The following is a 19230-nucleotide window of genomic DNA, read 5'->3' as shown; positions in this document are numbered from 1 at the left end:
CACATAACCATAAACGAGCACTTTAAGAAGCATCTGCGGGTGATAACTCGAAGACCCGATCGTGTGATAGGCTGAATGAAGCGGCTCTAAACTGATGCTATTGATCACATCGTTGACCACCCGACAAGCATGGTCTTTGGAGATTAACTCATCTAAACTTGGAGGAAGCAGCATTAATTGCTGCTGATTATAAGGCTTGAAGGTAGGTTGTCGTCGGGCCATCTTTCCTGGATTGCTAATACCTAAAGATAATCAATCACAGAAAATCGGCAAAGCCCATATAACAAAAGAAGGTGCCTTTTTGAGACACCCTCAACTGATCAGCATTTGGCCGGTACCGGCTTTTTCATCCCCATCTTCCCTTTCTCCATCCTCCTACAAGCAAAAAGCCCCGATTCATGCGAACCGGAGCTTCTTGTGGTTTTTAGTCTGATGATATCGGGGTAATTTATTCTCTTATTTCCATTAACATTTCTTCGGTGATCTTGTTCTTATCCTTGAAATCGGCCACGGTTTCGGTGAACTCGTTTTGAAGGTTTTCCACATTCTGAAGATTTTTATAAACACCGTCGTAGATCTCGTTCAGTGACTTGTCGAGGTTCTGGACATTGACGTTCATGTTTTCTGTTTCAATCTGACCAATCTTCTTGATCACGGCAGTCTCGCTGTTTTTCAAATCCTCGATCTCGCGCAGGATTTTCTCCATGGTCTTAAACTTTTCGATCTTATCCATAAGTCTTTTTCAAGATTGTTTTCAGGAGAGATGTTTTAAAATATCATACCAAAGCGAATGTGCCCGGCGGTAAAACGTGCTGGAAACGTGCTTTTGAAAACTATGAAAACGAAAAGACCTGCATTACTTCTGATAGCATTATTTGCGCTGTCAATAGCCCATATTTCAGCCCAAACCACCGAAAAGACAACCCAATGGAAGGGTTTTGAAAAAGTAGAATTCACTTTTCAGGACCGTAATGCTTGGTATGTAAAACCCAAAAAGGCTATTGAAGGAAACCCCTGGGTGTGGCGGGCACATTTCCCCACATGGCACACCGATATGGATAGCATTTTGCTCACCCGGGGGTTTCATGTGGCTTACGTGAACACCAACGACATGTTCGCGCACCCGAAGGCCATGCAGGTTTGGGACGCATTTTACGACTACCTGGTGAAGGAAAAACATTTCGCGCCGAAAGTGGCTTTGGAAGGCGTGAGCCGCGGCGGATTGTACGTGTACGGCTGGGCAAAGCGTAATCCCGACAAAGTAAGCTGCATTTACGCCGAAGCACCCGTCGCCGACCCGAAAAGCTGGCCGGGCGGCAAGGGTAAAGGCAAAGGCTCGCCCAAGGACTGGGAAGCGTGGAAGAAGCTATTCAACATGACCGAGGAGCAGGCGGCCAGCTTCAACGACATTCCCTTGAACGACCTGGCCGGACTGGCTTCCTACAAAGTGCCCATTATTCACGTAGTCGGTTTAAAAGACGAACATGCACCCGTAGCAGAGAATACCGACCTGCTTGTCAAAAACTACCTCGCATTGGGCGGGCCCGTGAGCGTGTACCCGATGACGCGCGGCGAGCAGACGCTCGAAGGTCACCACTTCCCGATCGAACATCCAGAGTTCTTCGCCAATTTCATCGAGGAGAACAGTGTGCCCGTTCAAAAGCCGTTACCTCATCTACCTTACATTACTTTGAATAGTGGCCTGGGGAATGCATTTGAAAAATTCAGGACTACAAAAAAAGGCGTCGTCGCATTTCTCGGCGGTTCCATCACGCATAACCCCGGCTGGCGGGACAAAACCGCCCAATATTTACGGGAACATTTCCCCGACACGGAATTTACATTCATCGCGGCCGGTATTCCATCGCTCGGCAGTACGCCACATTCGATGCGTTTCAGCCGTGATGTACTCGCAAATGGCACGCCGGACCTGCTTTTTGTAGAAGCCGCCGTGAACGACCGGGGCAATGGATTCAACGAAAAGGCGCAGATCAGGGCATTGGATGGTATTTTAAGACAAATGTATGCTGCTAATGCCAAAGCAAATGTGGTGATGATGGCGTTCGCCGAGCCTAAGAAGAATGATGATTACGACGCGGGAAAAGAACCCGTGGAGGTAGGCGTGCACGAGCGGGTAGCGAAGCATTACGGCGCGGTTTACATTAATCTGGCCAGGGAAGTTTACGACCGCATTAAAGCTGGTGAATTTACCTGGAAATATGATTTCAAAGACCTCCACCCATCGCCTTACGGCCAGGAAATCTACGCGCAGACCATTAAGGAAATGCTAAAAATGGAATCGCCGGCAACCGGCGACGTAAAGCTTCCCGCGCCGATGGACCGTTTCAGCTACGAAAAAGGCAGTTACCACAAACTCGAAGAAGCCAAGAACCTGAAAGGCTTCACGATCGATCCCGACTGGAAGCCCAAAGTGAAATTCCAGACACGACCGGGATTTGTGAATGTGCCGATGCTGGTAAGCGAAGCCGCCGGTTCATCGCTCGACTTTGAATTTAAAGGCCGCGGCGTAGGCATCGCCATTATTTCGGGACCTGATGCGGGGAAGATCACTTACACAATTGATGGCAAGAATTCGAAAACGCTTGATACATACACGCCTTGGAGTAACCAGCTGCATTTGCCATGGTACCTAATGCTTGCAGACGAGTTGTCAGCCGGGAAGCACAAGTTGCATTTGACGATTGCAGGGGAGAAGAATGAGAAGAGCGAGGGGAATGCGCTGCGGGTTGTGCATTTTTTGGTGAATGAGTAAATAGCATTGAATTTTTACTCATCTCCCGCCTAGCGCCCCGTCTGCGTAGTATAAGTACTTTCAAAAATCTTATCGGCATTCCCTGCTTCGAAGCCGTCGCGGCGGTGTTTCCTTTTGACTTCACCTGCCGGTACATTCGTGAACCACGGCAAAACCTTCCGCTCGGCAAATTCTACATATGAACCCGAAATACGCAGTTTTTCGCCGTTGGCAAACTCGGCGTCCAGCATTTCGGCCACCGTAGCGCTTTGCAGCAGGCCACCGTCCGGGCTAATCTTGATCTTTCCGCCGGATGTGTTCAGTTTAATGCCGTGCCTTTCCAGAAATTCATTGAAAGTAGCAACCGTATTGTAGCCGTCGGGTAAATTGTGAACGCTGATTGTGAAATGATTGAGGTAATAGCGGTTGTAAATCACCCAGGCAGCGTATTCGCTTTCTTTCAGCAATGACTGGTAATCTGCAACTGTCGGCGTGCGCCATAATGGTTGGTGCAGGAATGCATCTACGGCCTCGCCATTGTCGAGATCGAGGGAATCGGCGGGGTCAGTGGCAACCTCGTCGGTGTAGCTGCGGATGATGCGCTGACTTTCTTCCGAAAGATCGCCTACGCGGAGCTCGCTCACGAAAATGCGCGGGTCGGTTTCGCGGGGCGGGGCATACCACCAGGCGTCGAGCTTTTTGCCTTCGAAAAAATAATGGTCGCGCTTTTCGTAGCCGTAATGCAGGAAAATTTTTTCGAACGACTGCACGCCAAGCTGCGGTACACCCATCGTGCGGAATGCGATATGGTCGTTTTCGATATCATCGGCACTTTGGACGATGCCATCGCTTACCATGGCGTCGAGAATAATGCCCACATCGGGAACGCGTTCCTTATACCTGCGCATGAGGCCGTTCAGTACAATGTCGAGTGTGGCAAGTTTGCCGGCTGACGTTCCCATATTTTTCAAAGTTTGAGGAGTTGAAGTGATTCTGTGGAAGTTCAAATTAATAAGGCTGACAGCTTTAAACTGTTGTCAGCCTGAGCGAAGTCGAAGGCCGTTTGCAGTACCGGCCTTCGACTTCGCTCAGGCTGACACATTTATCCTTTCGACAATTCCGTCGAGCGCACCTGCGCCGCGAAAATGCCTTTTTCTAGTGTTTTATCCAGTTCACCAGCTTCAAACTGGCGCAACGCAGCCTCGGTGGTGCCTCCTTTTGACGCTACCGCTTTGATCAGGTCGTCGAGCGACTTGTCGGCATTGTTGATCAGGTGGTAAGAGCCGAGCATCGTTTGCTTCACGAGCAATGCAGCTACCGATTCCTCGAAACCCATTTGTTTGCCGGCTTCGATCATCGCTTTCACTACGTAAAAAAAGTAGGCCGGGCCGCTGCCGCTCAATGCCGTTACCGCATTCAGCTGGTCCTCATCTTCCAAAAAGACCGACCGGCCGGTCGCGTTAATGAGGTTTTCTATTTTTCTCAATTGATGGATATCGACCTCGGGCGACGCGGAATACGCGGTAATGCCCATTCCGAGCATAGCAGGCGTATTCGGCATCGCGCGGATCACCGCCTTATGGTCCAATGCATTCTGAATGCCTTCGATCGTCACGCCGGCCATAATCGACAACACCACCTGGTTGGGCTGGATCACTTCTTTGAGTGAGCCTGCCACCGAAAGGAAGTCCTGCGGCTTCACCGAAAGGATGATCAGGTCGTATTCGCCGATCTGCGGGCCGATAATGCCCGTGATCACGCCCGGTTGGAAGCTCGTAAGGCTGTCCATGCGGTCGGTGCTTTTTTCAACCAGTAAAAAATCCTGGTTTTTGACGAGGTCGAATTTCAGGAAGGCGCGGGCAAAGGCCATACCCATGTTGCCGCAGCCGATGATAGCAATTTTCATTTTTGGACTAAACTAATGGTATCGTAAGGATTTTGGCGAATGTCGTAACTTTTAAGGAATTATCTGTCCTGAGCAGGCGGGCAGATTAATTAATGATGAACGAAGGGGCCAAACAGGCATGTTCTTTACAGATCGTGGTTAGCTTCGCAAAAATGTTTTTCAGATTCCGCTGATTGCTTTGTGTGGAGAGAAATAAAATTCTGCATTAGGGATTTGTATTAGTCGTATATTTTGAAAAATAAGCATAAAGCGTTTGTTTAGAATGATAGATTCTCCGTCGTGCCAAATTATCTGATTTTATAATAATACTCCTATTATGGCTATAAAAGTTGCTATTTCCCATAAGACAAAATATAAGTTCGACCGGAGTGTTTCTCTTTCTCCCCATATTTTCAGGCTTCGTCCTGCGCCGCATTCGCGGACGCCGATTGAAGGTTATTCGTTGAAAATCACGCCTGAGAACCATTTTATTAACTGGCAGCAGGACCCGTTCGGAAATTACCAGGCGCGTGTCGTGTTTCCGGAAAAAGCGACGGAGCTGAGCATCGACGTGGAGGTGATCGCCAAAATGCAGGTGATCAACCCGTTCGATTTTTTTGTGGAAGATTATGCGGATAAATATCCTTTCAAATATGAAGCAACATTAGAAAAGGAGCTCGGCCCGTACCTCGAACCGCGCGAGGCCGGACAGCTTTTAATGGATTTTATTCAGAAACTGAATATACAGCCCGATATCAAGACGGTCGATTTCCTCGTGTACCTCAATCAGGAACTGTACAAGGCCATCAATTACAATATCCGTATGGAAGCGGGCGTGCAAACCTGCGAGCAGACGCTCACGATCCAGAGCGGCTCCTGCCGCGATTCGGCCTGGCTGCTGGTGCAGATCCTGCGGCATCTGGGCATTGCGGCGCGGTTTGTGTCGGGCTATCTGGTGCAGCTTACTTCAGATATCAAGTCGCTTGACGGGCCTTCCGGGCCGGAGGCGGATTTTACCGACCTGCATGCGTGGACAGAGGCGTACGTGCCGGGCGCGGGTTGGATCGGTCTGGACCCTACATCAGGTCTTTTTGCCAGCGAGGGGCATATTCCGCTCTGCTGCACGCCCGATTACGCCAGCGCGGCGCCGGTTTCGGGCGCTACCGATATTGCCGAGGTCACTTTTGAATTTGACAACAAGGTTTTCCGCATCCATGAAGACCCGCGCGTCACGAAGCCTTACTCTGAGGAGCAATGGGCGCAGGTCATGCAGGTAGGTTATGATGTGGAAAAGGATTTGCAGGAAAACGATGTCCGCCTCACAATGGGTGGCGAGCCTACCTTCATTTCGATAGATGACTTCGAATCTGCCGAATGGAATACCGCTGCCGACGGGCCGATGAAGCGGCAACTGGCTTATGACCTTTCATTGCGGCTTAAAAACCGATTCGCGCACGGTGGACTGCTGCATTTCGGGCAGGGCAAGTGGTACCCGGGCGAACAGTTTCCCCGCTGGCAATATGCCTTGTACTGGCGGAACGATGGCGTTCCGATGTGGAAAAACGACGATCTCGTCGCCAAAGAGGGCCAGACAAGCTACACTTTCGCCGATGCGGACGTATTTTCGGCTGAATTGGCCAAATACCTGGGTATAGATACCAATAACATCACCCCGGCTTACGAGGACCCCATTTTCTGGGCCATGGAAGAGGGAAAGCTTCCTGTTAATGTGGATCCGTTGAAAGTGAATTTGAAGGATTCCATTGAGCGCAGGACTTTGGCCAAATTGCTTGAAAAGGGCTTGAATAACCCTGCCGGGTTCGTGATCCCTGTCAAATGGGAGGATAGCAGGAAGCACTGGACGAGTACTGCCTGGCAGTTCCGTCGCGGCAACTGCTTCCTGATTCCGGGCAATTCGGCGATGGGTTACCGTTTGCCGCTGACCTCGTTGCCCGAAGTCGCCAAAGAGCGGCGTGAGCAGCCGGTGGAGCGCAGCCCTTTCGAGGATTTGCCTGCATTGGCGGATTACCAACCTATTGTGCAGGCTCGTTACGGGTCCGTAGCGTCCGCATATGAGTTGCCTGTGGTGCAGCCGGGTGATGAAGAATCAGATTCAAAGGAAAAGGAGGATGCATCTCAAAACAATTTGCTTTTCGATGTGCCGGTGATCAAAACCGCTATTTGCGTGGAAGAGCGGGAGGGCATTATCTACATTTTCCTGCCGCCGGCGGATTATCTGGAACATTACCTCGACCTGATGGCTTCCATCGAAGCCACTGCCGCGAAACTGAGAATGCCGGTGCGCATTGAAGGTTACCCCGCGCCGTCGGATTATCGTGTGCAGAAACTGATCGTTACGCCTGATCCCGGTGTGATCGAGGTGAATATCCATCCGGCCAAAAACTGGCAGGAACTGGTAGATAATATCAGTGCATTGTATGAAGAGGCATTCTTTTCACGCTTGGGCACGGACAAATTTATGGTCGATGGCCGGCATACCGGCACCGGCGGAGGCAACCACGTCACCATCGGCGGTGCCAAGCCTGCCGACAGTCCGATTCTGCGCCGCCCGGATCTGCTGCGGAGTCTTTTGACCTACTGGCAGCATCACCCGGCATTGAGTTACCTTTTTGCGGGACCTTTCATTGGCCCTACCAGCCAGGCACCGCGTATCGACGAAGGCCGCGACGAGCGGCTTTATGAGGTCGAAATCGCATTCGACCAGATTCCCGAGCACGGCGAAGTACCATTCTGGATGGTGGACCGCATTTTCAGGAATTTATTGGTGGATATTACGGGCAACACCCATCGCTCGGAGTTTTGTATGGATAAACTCTACTCGCCCGATTCGTCGAGCGGAAGATTGGGTATTCTTGAATTCCGGGCATTTGATATGCCGCCGCACAAGCATATGAACCTCGTGCAGACGCTCCTCATACGCGCGCTCATCGCGAAGTTTTGGAAAGAACCTTACAAACATAAGCTCATCCGCTGGGGTACCGAGCTACACGACCGCTTCCTGCTGCCGCATTTCGCCTACCTCGATATGGTGGATGTCGTGAACGACCTGAAAGCGGCCGGCTATCATTTCGATATTTCGTGGTTCGACCCGTTCTTCGAGTTCCGTTTCCCGCATTACGGTGGCATTACGGTCGATAATATTCAGCTGGAACTGCGCCTGGGTATCGAGCCCTGGCATGTTTTGGGAGAAGAGTTGTCGAATGCCGGTACCGCCCGGTTTGTGGATTCTTCACTTGAAAGGTTGCAGGTAAAAGTGAGCGGATTTGTCGAAGGAAGACATATTCTGGTCTGCAATGGCTGCCGCGTACCGCTCCGGAGCGCGGGCATTAAGGGCGATTATGTGGCGGGTATACGTTACAAAGCCTGGAACCCGCCGTCGGCATTGCACCCGACGATCGGGGCGGATGCGCCGCTGGTTTTCGATATTGTTGATACCTGGAATAACCGTATATTGGGCGGCTGTACCTATTTCGTTTCGCACCCTGGCGGGCGCAGTTTTGATACTTATCCTGTCAACAGTTTCGAGGCCGAATCGCGCAAGATCAGCCTTTTCCAGGGATTCGGGCATACGCCGTCGGCTACCCGCGAGGTGCCGGTCGTCGAGAAAACGGCTTCGGGCGTTTCCCGGTTTGTAGCCGAAACGAAAAAGGAAATGCGCAGCGACACGCCGATCGAGCTGATCAATCCGGAGTATCCCAATACGCTGGATTTACGCAAATTCTGGAAATCGCGATAGATTTGCAGTATAACCCTGATTTTGAATATGCTTACCGAGGCTTCCGTGAACCTGTTACAATCCTATCAAGCCGGCCTGACTTCCTACGACGAGGTGCTGGATACCAAAGGGAAATTGAAGCCACACTGGCGGGCGCTCTTTGCCACGCTGGAAAAACTGGGTATTACCGAGCTCAAAAACCGGAATCAGGAGATTATCAGCAAGCTGCGGGAGAATGGCGTGACTTATAATGTCTACGGAAGTCCCGACGGCATGAACCGTCCCTGGCAGCTCGACCCGATCCCATTCCTGATCGAACACCGTGAATGGGACCAGATTTCAAAAGGATTGCAGCAACGGGCACTATTGCTCGACCTCGTTTTGAAAGATCTTTATGGCCCGAGAAATCTGGTAAAGGACGCGGTCATTCCCGCTGAAATTGTTTTTGAAAACACGGGCTTTCTCCGCCCCTGCATTGATATCAAAGTCCCCGGCCCACGGCAACTGACATTGTTCGCCGCCGATATGGCGCGGGGGCCCGACGGCCAGATGTGGGTGCTCGACAGCCGCACGCAGGCCCCTTCCGGCTCCGGTTATACGCTTGAAAACCGCATTGTGATGAGCAAGCTCCTGCCCGAGCTCGCCGACGGCATGTATGTGAGCAAGCTCTCACCTTTTTTTAACAGCATTCAAAATACTGTGCTCCGGCTGTCAGATAAAACCCGCGACGCTCCGAATATCGTGTACCTCACACCCGGACCGGGCAATGAGGCCTATTTTGAACATGCTTACCTGGCCTCGTACCTGGGTTATACGCTTGCGCAGGGCGACGACCTGCTCGTGCGTAACGGGAGCGTATGGCTGAAATCCATCGACGGGTTGCAAAAAGTGGATGTGATCGTCCGCCGCGTCGACGACGACTGGTGCGATCCGCTCGAACTGCGCGAGGACTCCCGCCTGGGCGTACCCGGGCTTTTGCAGGCCATCCGCCTCGGTAATGTGCAGGTTATGAACCCGCCGGGATCGGGCGTGCTGGAAAACCATGCTTTTATGGCATTTATGGAGAATATATGCCAGTATTTTCTAGGTGAAAAGCTGATTATGCCCAATGTGGCCACCTGGTGGTGCGGGCATCAGAAGGAGCTGGCTTATGTGCTCGATAATATCGACGAGTTGATCATCAAAAAGGCTAACCGTAAATCCAAATTCGCATCCATTTACGGGCGGACGCTGAGTAATGCGGACAAAGCGAACCTGAAAGCGATGATCACCCAGCGGCCGCATGATTTCATCGCACAGCAGGAAGTAAGCCTTTCCACAACGCCGTCGCTGATCGACGGGGTCATCGAGCCACGTTATGCGGCATTGCGGGCATTTATGGTGGCCGATGAAAACGGTTACCACGTCATGCAGGGCGGGCTTACGCGCAGCTCGGCGGTGAAGGACCGGTTTGTGATTTCTAACCAGCGAGGCGGCTTTTCGAAAGACACCTGGATCGTTTCCGATAGGTCCGACGAGCCGCAGGAAAGGATTGTACTGAACACGCCGGCTGCTGTGAATAAGCATGTTTCGCTTCCGAGCCGGAGCGCCGAAAACCTTTTCTGGGTAGGGCGGTACTGCGAGCGGGCGATGTCGGTGATCAAGTTTATGACCATTACCATCAATGTCCTGAACCTCGACCGCAACTTCGGCGGATCGGCGAAGCAGGAGCATATTAAAGTGCTTTTACAGTCGCTGACGCACGTTTCATCCGCCTATCCCGGATTTTTGGATGGAGAGGAAAAGCTGAATGATCCGTACAAGGAAATCATTGCATTGATTTCTGATAATTGCCGTGCGGGGACCGTCGCTTCGAATATAGGCTCGTTCCTCAATGCCGTCGGTGCGGTACGGAACCAGTGGGAGCTGGAAATATGGCGGATCGTGGACCTGATCGATAATGGTTATCACGAGATCCGGAATGCGTCGCATATGAACAGTACCAACATCCAGCGGACGCTCGACGGGTTGTTCAACAATATGTTTACTTTCCTGGGCGTCATCGCCGAAAGTATGCCTCGGGATAACAGCTATCTGCTGTTGGAAACGGGGAAACTGATTGAAAGGATTTTGTCGCGGATCAGCGTCATTCAGTCGAATTTTGGTGTGGGGCGTACGGCTGCGGTGGAGAATGAACTGATCGAGGCGACGCTGATCAACCACCATATGCTCGTGAACTACCGGCAGATCTACAAGTCGCATCTGAGCGTGGAGGCGATGCTGGATATGATTTTGCTGGAACCGCGGTTGCCGTATTCGTTGACCTATATGCTCGACGAGCTGGGAAAAAACCTTGCCGAACTGCCGGCTACCGCACACGGCGAACGGCTGAACGAAGCTGAAAAGCTTGCATTGAAAGCATCGACGTTGATCAAGCTCTCGAATATCCAGGATTTGTCCAAATGCAATGCTTACGACGAACGGGCGGAGCTTTTCAATCTGCTCGCGGAAGTAGCGAGGCTGATCAGCTCGGTATCCATTTACCTGACCAACCAGTATTTCAGTCACACATTGATACACCACTCTTTCGAACCGTTGGACTACGATACGGATGAAGTATAAGCTGATCCATAAAACCGAATACCAGTATGCCGAGGCCGTGAACAATTACCACAGCCTCGTGTGCCTCACGCCGCGCATGCTGCCCGACCAGCTTTGCCAGGATTTCAGCATCAAAATCACCCCGGAACCGGCGCAGATCAGCGAGCGCGTCGATTTCTATGGCAATACCACGCATTACTTTTCGCTGCATTCTCCCCATAAAACGCTCACGGTGCTTACGACGGCGATCGTCGAACGTTTGAAGGAGCGTACGGGCTCGCTGTTCATTCCATCGTCGGTAACCAGTGGCGAGGCCCGGCAGCGCCTTACCAGCGACCGCGCGACGAAGATTTCCGTTTTGGAATACACATTACCCAGCCCGCAGGTGAAATGGGACGCGGAGATCAGGGCATTTGCCAGCGATTGTTTCGACGACAATGCGCCTTTGTACGAATGCATCGCGAAGCTTTGTAAAAAGATTTATACGGAATTCAAGTTCGTACCCGATTTTACGACCATTAACACACCTATTAAAGAAGTATTAGCTGCTAAAAAGGGCGTTTGTCAGGATTTTTCGCATCTGGCCATTGCCTGTATCCGAAGTTTCGGTTTCGCGGCGCGGTATGTGAGTGGCTATCTCGAAACATTGCCGCCGCCGGGGAAACCCAAGTTGCAGGGTTCGGACGCTTCACATGCCTGGATCTCGGTTTTTATCCCCGATTACGGCTGGTGCGATTTCGACCCGACCAACAATGTCGTGCCAGGCGAGCGCCATATCGTCACGGCCTGGGGCCGCGATTACAGCGATGTGCCGCCGCTGAAAGGCATTATTTTCAGCTACGGAAAACACACGCTTTCAGTAGAAGTGGACGTGATCCCGATTTAATACCGGAATGCGCTGCATTTACCTCGTTTTTTAACAGAATGGTTCTGGGAAAGAATTTGAGAATTGGCCGGTGTTGCCTAATTTTACCAGACCATTTTGAAATAAGTGTACAAAACCTCTTTTAATGTAACCGCGCAGGTCGGTCTGTATCAGATGAAATGATTTTGCAACGGTTTCTTCTAAGAATTAATAATTATCAGAATTACGAATGAAAGAAATAGCATTTAGAGATGCCATTCGCGACGCTATGTCGGAAGAGATGCGCCTTGACAAGAGTATTTTTTTGATGGGTGAAGAGGTTGCGGAATACAACGGTGCTTATAAGGCGAGTCAGGGAATGCTCGATGAGTTCGGCCCCGACCGCGTGATCGATACGCCTATCGCGGAGCTTGGCTTTGCGGGGATTGCGGTGGGCGCTGCCGGAAACGGCCTTCGTCCGATCGTCGAGTTCATGACATTCAACTTCTCGCTGGTGGCGATCGACCAGATCATCAACAGCGCGGCTAAGATTCTTTCGATGTCAGGTGGCCAGTACGGCTGTCCGATCGTTTTCCGCGGCCCCACCGGGAATGCGGGACAGCTCGGAGCGCAGCACTCGCAGAACTTCGAAAACTGGTTTGCGAACACCCCCGGTTTGAAAGTGGTCGTTCCTTCGAACCCGTACGACGCGAAAGGTCTTTTGAAATCGTCAATCCGCGACAACAACCCGGTGATCTTCATGGAATCGGAAGTAATGTACGGTGATAAAATGGCTGTTCCCGAAGAAGAATACCTCATTCCACTGGGCAAAGCGGATATCAAACGCCAGGGTAAGGATGTTACCATCGTTTCTTTCGGTAAAATGATCCCCCGCGTGGTTATGCCTGCGGCGCTTCAACTGGAAAAAGAAGGTATCGACGTGGAAGTGATCGATTTGCGCACAGTGCGTCCGATCGACTATGCTACCGTGATCGAGTCGGTTAAGAAAACCAACCGCTGTGTAGTGGTGGAAGAAGCGTGGCCATTGGCTGCTATTTCTTCGGAACTGGCTTACCACATCCAGCGCAATGCGTTTGATTATATGGATGCGCCGGTGATCCGCGTGAACAGTCGCGACGTACCTCTTCCCTATGCGCCTACGCTGATCGAAGAGATTTTGCCGAGCGTGAAGCGGACTGTAGAGGCCGTGAAGTCGGTACTTTATAAATAATCTTCAGAGATTCGCAGCAAAGCCATTACCGATCCAGGTTTTGGCTTTGTTGATTATAGCCCCTGTTATCAGTGTTAGTAAGTTTCTCATTTGAAAGTGGTTATTAATTAAATACTATTCCGAAATAGGCAGAATACTAGTACTTTTGTGCTTTGAACGCTCCTTGATGTAGACTAACAAATCAATTCAGATTATGCAAGAAGAACGAACAAGATATTCAGAGGAAGAATTAAAGGAGTTTGAAGAGCTGATCCGTGGGAAGCTGGAAGCGACAAGAAGTGAGCTCGAATACATTAAAACAGGTTTAAGCAAAAAGAACGATAGCGGCACGGACGTAACAGCCGGCGCGGCCAAGCTTGTGGAGGATGGGGCAGATGCCAGTGAACGCGAAAATTTGAGCCAGTTGGCGGCACGTCTTCAGAAATATTCGGCACAGCTTGAAAACGCGCTGATCCGCATTAAAAACGGCACTTACGGCGTTTGCATCGATACCGGTAAGCTGATCCCGAAAGAACGCCTGCGCATTGTACCGCATACACAGCAGACCATTGAAGCGAAGCTGAGAAGAGCCAGCTGATTTTATCAAGTCACAAACAGAAGAAAGCGGGTTATTCCAGAAGGAGTAGCCCGCTTTTTTGTGCGCGGATGGTGCAAAGCTGCTGCTTTGCATACGCTATTCGCAGGCCTCCTGCCGGTCTAAAAAGGGCGATAATGCATTTTGGACCGGCCGGAGGCCTGCGAATAGTTTGCACGAAGGAAAGACCTTCGCGCCATGTTATTCAGCTTCGCTGCCTAACACCTCACGAAAAACCTCCATTAGGCCTTCTGACGGTTCCTGCCCCTTGTTTTTGGTTTTGAAATATTCCTGAAATAACTTCTCCATACTTAGCGAAAGATCAACTTCAGATGAAGTATCGGCAACTTCACTTTTCTTAATCTGCGGAATAATCTGGATTATGCCGGAATGCGCTTCCATTAACCGCTTTTTGTCGGAAGCTTCGAGGTAGTTATCCGAAATAATGGTGAGTTCGATCAGATCTTCCTGATGCTCGCTCAGCCATTCAATCGCCTCATCAATGCTATGAAAACTTTTGCGACGCAGTTTTTTGCCTTTCAAAAGCTCAATGGGCTTGTATCCAACCAATTTGCCAGCTTCCGCCTCGATTAATATCACGTATTTATTTTGATTAGCCTCCGAAAAACTATAAGCCAACGGGCTGCTGGAATATACGGAGGGTGCAGGCACCTTATCGACCTGCTGGAACCGGTGCAAATGCCCTAATGCAATGTAATGCACCTGTTTCGGGAAGTTTTCAGTATAAATTGCCTGTGCGCCGCCGATATGCAGGATCGGGCGCTCGTCGTCGGGCTCCTCCGGCATAGGACCGCCTTTTTGCATGACGAACAAATGCGTAGCGAGCAGGTTAAAGCCCTTATCATCGAGATATTCATCAGCCAGTTGCTGCCAATGCTCCTGCAAATGCACACGCAATGCTTCTTCCGATTCTTCTACACCAAGGAAGGTTTTCAATCGCTGCTCGTTCGCGTAGGGCGTGTGTAGTACGCGCAGGGGAAAAGGGGCATCAGGCAATTTTATTTCAATAAATCCGGGCGCGGTTTTAACAATATCCACCTGGCCTTGCGTGCAGAAAGGCATCACTTCGGTATTGGGAAAACCGACGAACAGAATACCACAAACCTTCGCGAGTGCGTCGGGTACCTGTATGCGCTCGGGGGAATCGTGGTTGCCTGCGATGGCGATCACAGCCCGGGTGCCGTTGGCCGACAGCCGGTGTAATGTGCTGTATAAAAGCTCCGTGGCTTCGGACGACGGGTTGAAATTATCGAACAGGTCGCCGGCAACGACGATCGCGTCCACGGCCTCGCGCTCTGCGATTTCGCAGATTTCTTCGAGGACGAGCCGTTGTTCGTCGAGGCGGGAAAAGTTGTCGAGCTTTTTGCCGATATGCCAGTCGGCGGTGTGCAGTATTTTCATCCGTGTCGTTAATTTAGCGAAAATAACAGATCATTTCCGAAGTTTTGAAATACCTCAACAACTGTTCTAAGGGCCGAAACGGATTTCTTTTGCTGCTACTGGCCGCTATGGTCGGTGCATTTTGGGGCTGCGGAAGCTCGTCCGGGCAGCCCGGCACGGGCGGTATCGCCATTTCATTTGACGACCATTTTATCAAAGAATGGTACGAACTCAGGCCATTATTTCAGAAATACAATGCCAAAGCGACATTCTTTATCACCTGTCCCGACAGCCTGAATGCCGGGGAAGTAGCTATGCTTAAACAACTTGAAAAGGAAGGCCACGAAATTGGTTTTCACGGAACAGTTCACGCCAAATCCACGGAATTAATGGACGCCGGCGGGCCGAAAGGATATATCGAAGCCGAGCTGGAACCCGGTCTGCGTTACATGAATGCGGCAGGTTTTAAACCCACTTCCTACGCACACCCGGGCGGGAACCATAACGACCGCGTCGATTCGGTGCTTTTGGCAAAAGGGTTTACGATTTTGCGGGATGTAGCCATTGCAAGAAGGAAATACAAAGGTTTCCAGCTCTACGCGTGGCCGCCGCGCTGGATGAATGCGATTTACTACGCATTCGACGGGGAGCAGGATGTGGATGCTTTAATGATCGATTACGACGAGGTTACCGAAGAGGAAATCGCCGAGGCCATTCAGGAAGCGAAGGAAAATGGCACTGCATTAATGGTTTTCGGGCATGAGCCGCTATATAGCGCGCCTCAGAACGGTAAATATGGCTTTAATGTGAGTTTTCTGGCGGCGGTTTTACGCGAGGCGCATAAGCAGAAATTGAAATTCTATACGATGTCCGAATTGCCGAAGGTAAAATAGCTAGCGGCCGAATTTACGGTCTTTGTAAGCAAGAAGCGGTTTTTCAATGTAGTTATACGAAAAAGTAGCCACTGCTACCGAGCCGATAAAGCTCAGCACATACAGTACCGCCTGATAACCCGCACCACGCCAGCCGGGCGCGTACATTTCAAAGAGATTAATGACGACTACGATCACCGCGACGTGGTACAGGTAAAGACCATAGGTGACCTTGCCCAGGTGGTTCATCACCGGGTGGCCAAGGCTCACGATCGTATTGGGGTTACACGAAACATTCAGCACGAAAAAGGCGAAGAACACGGCATATACTTCAAGAAAGCCGAAGAAGTGCACGCCTGAAAAGAACAATGCAAGCATGATTGCGTAAGCGGCTATTTGAATGTCTTTCCTGAAAACGAAGTTCAGTATCTGTGTTTTGTCCTTATAAACGAGCCACGCGCACAAGCCGCCCAGCGCCATTGTCTGAATGCGAAACTGCCCGAGGAACGTCGTGATCATCGATTTGCGGGTCTCTTCCGAAGGATTAACCATTTCAAGCCCCAGGTAAAGCAGGCCGGCCGTTAATGCGAGGAAGAAGATGAATATCGGAATGCGCCTTTTCGGATATTTGATCAACCACGGCCAGAGGTAATAAAACTGCTCTTCCACGCCGATAGACCACGTTTGCGCACACCAGTAGGGTAGGTCGTAGAGGACAAATGCGAAGTTAGGCAATACCAGTAACAGCAATGTAAGCCGTTCGGGGAGGTCTACGGTCAGTTTTTCCTCGATTCCGGGATAGTCAAAAATAGGTATGTGCGGAAAAACAAAAAAGGACAACCCGATGATGATGAAGTAAACAGGCCAGATCCGGAATACCCGGCGCAGATAGAATTTTTTGGCATCGACATCGCCGAACCGCCCGCGCTCTTCCAATAGCAAATAGGTGATCAAAAAGCCGCTCAGTACAAAGAACAGCCCCACGCCAAGCCGCCCGGCATGTTGGATAATGGGCATATCGTACACATTGGCAATGCCCAATGCATGTTTGGCCTGTTCGAGGTGGTGAAATACCACCAGTGTTGCGGCAATGGCACGGATACCGTTCAGATTCGGGAAATAGCGCTTTTTCTTATCCACTACCAAGTTTTTTATTCAAACCAGGCCATCCATTTTCCCTGCGCTTTCATGACCTGTTCGATCAGGTCGCGGACCGCGCCACGTCCGCCGTTTTTCGGGGAAATATAATCGGCGATTGCCAGGATCTCGTCGGCGGAATCGGCCGGGCATGCGCCCATGACGCTCGTGCGCATGACCTCGTAATCGGGCAGGTCGTCGCCCATGAATACGATTTCGTCTTCGGTAAGGCCGGTTTCTGCAAGGTATTTTTTGAAAACGGGCAGTTTGCCGTCGGGAGAAGTTCCTATGAAAATATCGGTGACGCCGAGGTATTCGAGCCGTTTGCGAACGCCTACCTGGCTTTGCGCCGAGATGATCGCCACGCGGTAGCCCATTCTGATCGCCCGGTTGATGCCGTAGCCGTCGCGCACATTGAAAATGCGGGGTTGCTCGCCGGTCTCGAGGGCGATGACGCTGCCGTCGGTCATGACGCCGTCGATGTCAAAAATGAAGGTGGTAATGCGTTTAAAACGTTCCGTTAAAGTCGAATTCATGAATAGCAGAATTGTGAATCCCGCAAATATAGCCGAACTTTTTTCGTGACGGTGCGGCTACTTATTATTTTGAAATGTAGAGGTTACGGATCTTGTCGGTGAGCAGGCGGTATATTTCCGTGTAATCCTCATTGGTTTCCTGCAAATATTCCAGATGGCGGGCCGTGGTTTTCCAGTCTCCGCGCCGCGCCGGGCCCGTTTGGCCGATGGAAGGGTCGTCGGAAGACAGGGCTTTGTAAATGGTGGTTTGGATGAGCGGTTTCAGGAGATCGAAGTCGAGCTGCTCGCGTTCGAGGAGATCGTGGGAGATCGTGAGCATGTAATTGGTAAAATTGCTCGCAAAAACGGCGGCCACGTGCAAAATAAAGCGCTCGTCGGAATCCATCCGGGTTACATTATTACTTACGCTCGATGCGAGCTGCATTAGTTTTCCTTCAATGAGCTCGTTTCGTGATTCAATGCAAAAGGGAAGTTCGCTGTAATCCATTTCGACATCCTTTGTGAATGTCTGTAAAGGATAAAACACACCCGTGTGGACATATACGTCGCTGTAAATCTCCACAAGTTTCTGAAATTCAGCAAGCGAGCGGGTGCCCGATGTATGCACGAGGATCACACCCTCAGGTAGCACAATGCGCTGGATCACGCTCTCGATCGCGTCGTCGGTCACGGCGATCACGATCACTTCGGCTTCGCTATCGGAAAAATTGAGGTCGGGCTGAATATTGGTATCATATAAAGACGATGCCAACTGACGCGCTTTCTGCGTGTCGCGGCTGTACACCTCGCAAATCCAATGCCCGGCGTCCTCAAACGCCTGTGCCAGATGCCAGGCGACGTTACCAGCGCCAATGAAGGAGATTTTCATACCTAAAAGATTGAAACCTTCACAAGATATTGGGAGAACAGCAACTTCCCAAATCACTCCACCACCGGCGCGACCTGCTCTGGCGTGGTAATCCCGCCCGGCAGCTCCATAATCCGCATATTCCTGAAATGGATCTCGGCGCCTTCGGCTTCGAGGCAGATGTAGCCTTTCTTGCGTTGGGAGGCGCGGAGGCCATTGACGAATTTGCCGTTGACGGAGAGTTTCACGGTACCGTCCACGGCTACGACCACATACTTATTCCATTCGCCTTTGCCTTTGCAGCGCTTTTCGAGCGATTTGCTACGGATGCCGCGTGGGTTGTCGGGGATGGCGGTCATGCCCATGGTAGGGAATAGCTCACCGTGTACGTAGTCGTCGGTCGCATTGTGCTGCGGGGCGTATTCCAGTTCGAGCATTTGGACCTCGATGGCTTTCGTGAGCGGGTCGTGCTCCTGCGGGGTGCCTTCACTCCATATAAATACACCCGAGTTGCCGCCGGCTTCCATATGCTTCCACTCTACTTCGAGGATGAAGTTTTCATATTGCCTGTCGGAGCGCATCACGCCGATCGGCTTGCCGGAGCATATTAAGGTGCCGTTTTTGACTTTCCAGGTTTCTTTGGAGGTATTAACATCCACCCAGCCGTTCAGGTTTTTGCCATTGAAGAGCGGTACGAATCCCAGCCGTTCGCCTGTTTGGGCATACAAACTGCCGATAGATAACCAAAACAATAGCATTATAGCCACTTGTAAACGCCTGAGGCGCGAATTCTTATGGGGATCAGTTATTATTGTGGGGAAGACGCTTCTGGTCG

At 51.0% G+C, this 19230-nt stretch carries 16 protein-coding genes; 7 read left to right on the top strand and 9 right to left on the bottom strand.

The genetic code is table 11. The features are described from left to right. Positions 1-222: transposase (locus tag BMW93_RS35720; RefSeq protein WP_143061712.1), on the bottom strand; the 222-nt coding region annotated here is incomplete at its 3' end. Between the two features lie 226 nt (positions 223-448). Then, entirely contained in the window at positions 449-733 is a 285-nt protein-coding gene (locus BMW93_RS23585; RefSeq protein WP_090382118.1) for a hypothetical protein, read from the bottom strand. A 102-nt stretch (positions 734-835) separates the two neighbouring features. Between BMW93_RS23585 and BMW93_RS23580 the strand changes: the two genes are divergently transcribed. After that, on the top strand, positions 836-2773 hold the full coding sequence (locus BMW93_RS23580; RefSeq protein WP_090382159.1) for an SGNH/GDSL hydrolase family protein: 1938 nt from the start codon (positions 836-838) through the stop codon (positions 2771-2773). Positions 2774-2802: 29 nt separating this feature from the next. Here BMW93_RS23580 and BMW93_RS23575 read toward each other — a convergent pair whose 3' ends face one another. Together BMW93_RS23575 and proC are read right to left on the bottom strand one after the other, a co-directional pair. Then, complete coding sequence (locus BMW93_RS23575; protein WP_090382115.1) at positions 2803-3714, bottom strand: DUF1338 domain-containing protein; 912 nt, start codon at positions 3712-3714, stop codon at positions 2803-2805. Positions 3715-3854: 140 nt separating this feature from the next. Then, positions 3855-4658, bottom strand: coding sequence for a pyrroline-5-carboxylate reductase (proC, locus tag BMW93_RS23570; protein WP_090382113.1), 804 nt, complete (start codon positions 4656-4658; stop codon positions 3855-3857). A gap of 316 nt (positions 4659-4974) precedes the next feature. Here proC and BMW93_RS23565 point away from each other — a divergent pair, with 316 nt between their 5' ends. The 5 genes from BMW93_RS23565 (at position 4975) to BMW93_RS23545 (ending at position 13605) form a co-directional block, all read left to right on the top strand. Then, the gene (locus BMW93_RS23565; protein ID WP_090382110.1) at positions 4975-8394 is read left to right on the top strand and encodes a DUF2126 domain-containing protein; all 3420 of its coding nucleotides are present in this window, start codon (positions 4975-4977) and stop codon (positions 8392-8394) included. Positions 8395-8421: 27 nt separating this feature from the next. Then, positions 8422-10974: a circularly permuted type 2 ATP-grasp protein gene (locus BMW93_RS23560; RefSeq protein ID WP_090382157.1), complete on the top strand. Its 2553-nt coding sequence runs from the start codon at positions 8422-8424 to the stop codon at positions 10972-10974. Beyond that, positions 10964-11839, top strand: coding sequence for a transglutaminase family protein (locus BMW93_RS23555; protein ID WP_090382109.1), 876 nt, complete (start codon positions 10964-10966; stop codon positions 11837-11839). Before BMW93_RS23560 ends, BMW93_RS23555 begins: the two co-directional genes overlap by 11 nt. Positions 11840-12047: 208 nt before the next feature. Beyond that, positions 12048-13028, top strand: a complete 981-nt coding sequence (locus tag BMW93_RS23550) for a pyruvate dehydrogenase complex E1 component subunit beta (RefSeq protein WP_090382108.1) — start codon at positions 12048-12050, stop codon at positions 13026-13028. 190 nt (positions 13029-13218) lie between these two features. After that, a complete protein-coding gene (locus BMW93_RS23545; protein ID WP_090382105.1) occupies positions 13219-13605 on the top strand; it encodes a TraR/DksA C4-type zinc finger protein in 387 nt (128 codons plus the stop codon). Positions 13606-13803: 198 nt separating this feature from the next. Here the strand turns inward: BMW93_RS23545 and BMW93_RS23540 are convergent, their stop codons facing one another. Further along, positions 13804-15024, bottom strand: a complete 1221-nt coding sequence (locus BMW93_RS23540; protein WP_090382103.1) for an exonuclease subunit SbcD — start codon at positions 15022-15024, stop codon at positions 13804-13806. 89 nt (positions 15025-15113) lie between these two features. Here BMW93_RS23540 and BMW93_RS23535 point away from each other — a divergent pair, with 89 nt between their 5' ends. Next, positions 15114-15896, top strand: a complete 783-nt coding sequence (locus BMW93_RS23535) for a polysaccharide deacetylase family protein (RefSeq protein ID WP_229240725.1) — start codon at positions 15114-15116, stop codon at positions 15894-15896. Here BMW93_RS23535 and BMW93_RS23530 read toward each other — a convergent pair whose 3' ends face one another. From BMW93_RS23530 to BMW93_RS23515, 4 genes are all read right to left on the bottom strand, one after another. Further along, positions 15897-17015 (bottom strand): acyltransferase, encoded by a 1119-nt coding sequence (locus BMW93_RS23530; RefSeq protein ID WP_229240723.1) that lies wholly within the window; start codon positions 17013-17015, stop codon positions 15897-15899. 11 nt (positions 17016-17026) lie between these two features. Continuing rightward, positions 17027-17548, bottom strand: a complete 522-nt coding sequence (locus tag BMW93_RS23525; protein WP_090382095.1) for an HAD family hydrolase — start codon at positions 17546-17548, stop codon at positions 17027-17029. Positions 17549-17612: 64 nt separating this feature from the next. Next, on the bottom strand, positions 17613-18416 hold the full coding sequence (locus BMW93_RS23520; RefSeq protein ID WP_090382092.1) for a Rossmann-like and DUF2520 domain-containing protein: 804 nt from the start codon (positions 18414-18416) through the stop codon (positions 17613-17615). A 53-nt stretch (positions 18417-18469) separates the two neighbouring features. After that, positions 18470-19153, bottom strand: a complete 684-nt coding sequence (locus BMW93_RS23515) for a DUF1080 domain-containing protein (protein WP_090382091.1) — start codon at positions 19151-19153, stop codon at positions 18470-18472. Between the last annotated feature and the right edge of the window lie 77 nt (positions 19154-19230).

The sequence above is a fragment of the Dyadobacter sp. SG02 genome, from assembly GCF_900109045.1.
Lineage (GTDB): Bacteria > Bacteroidota > Bacteroidia > Cytophagales > Spirosomataceae > Dyadobacter.
This window is presented reverse-complemented; position numbering and strand designations above follow the sequence as displayed.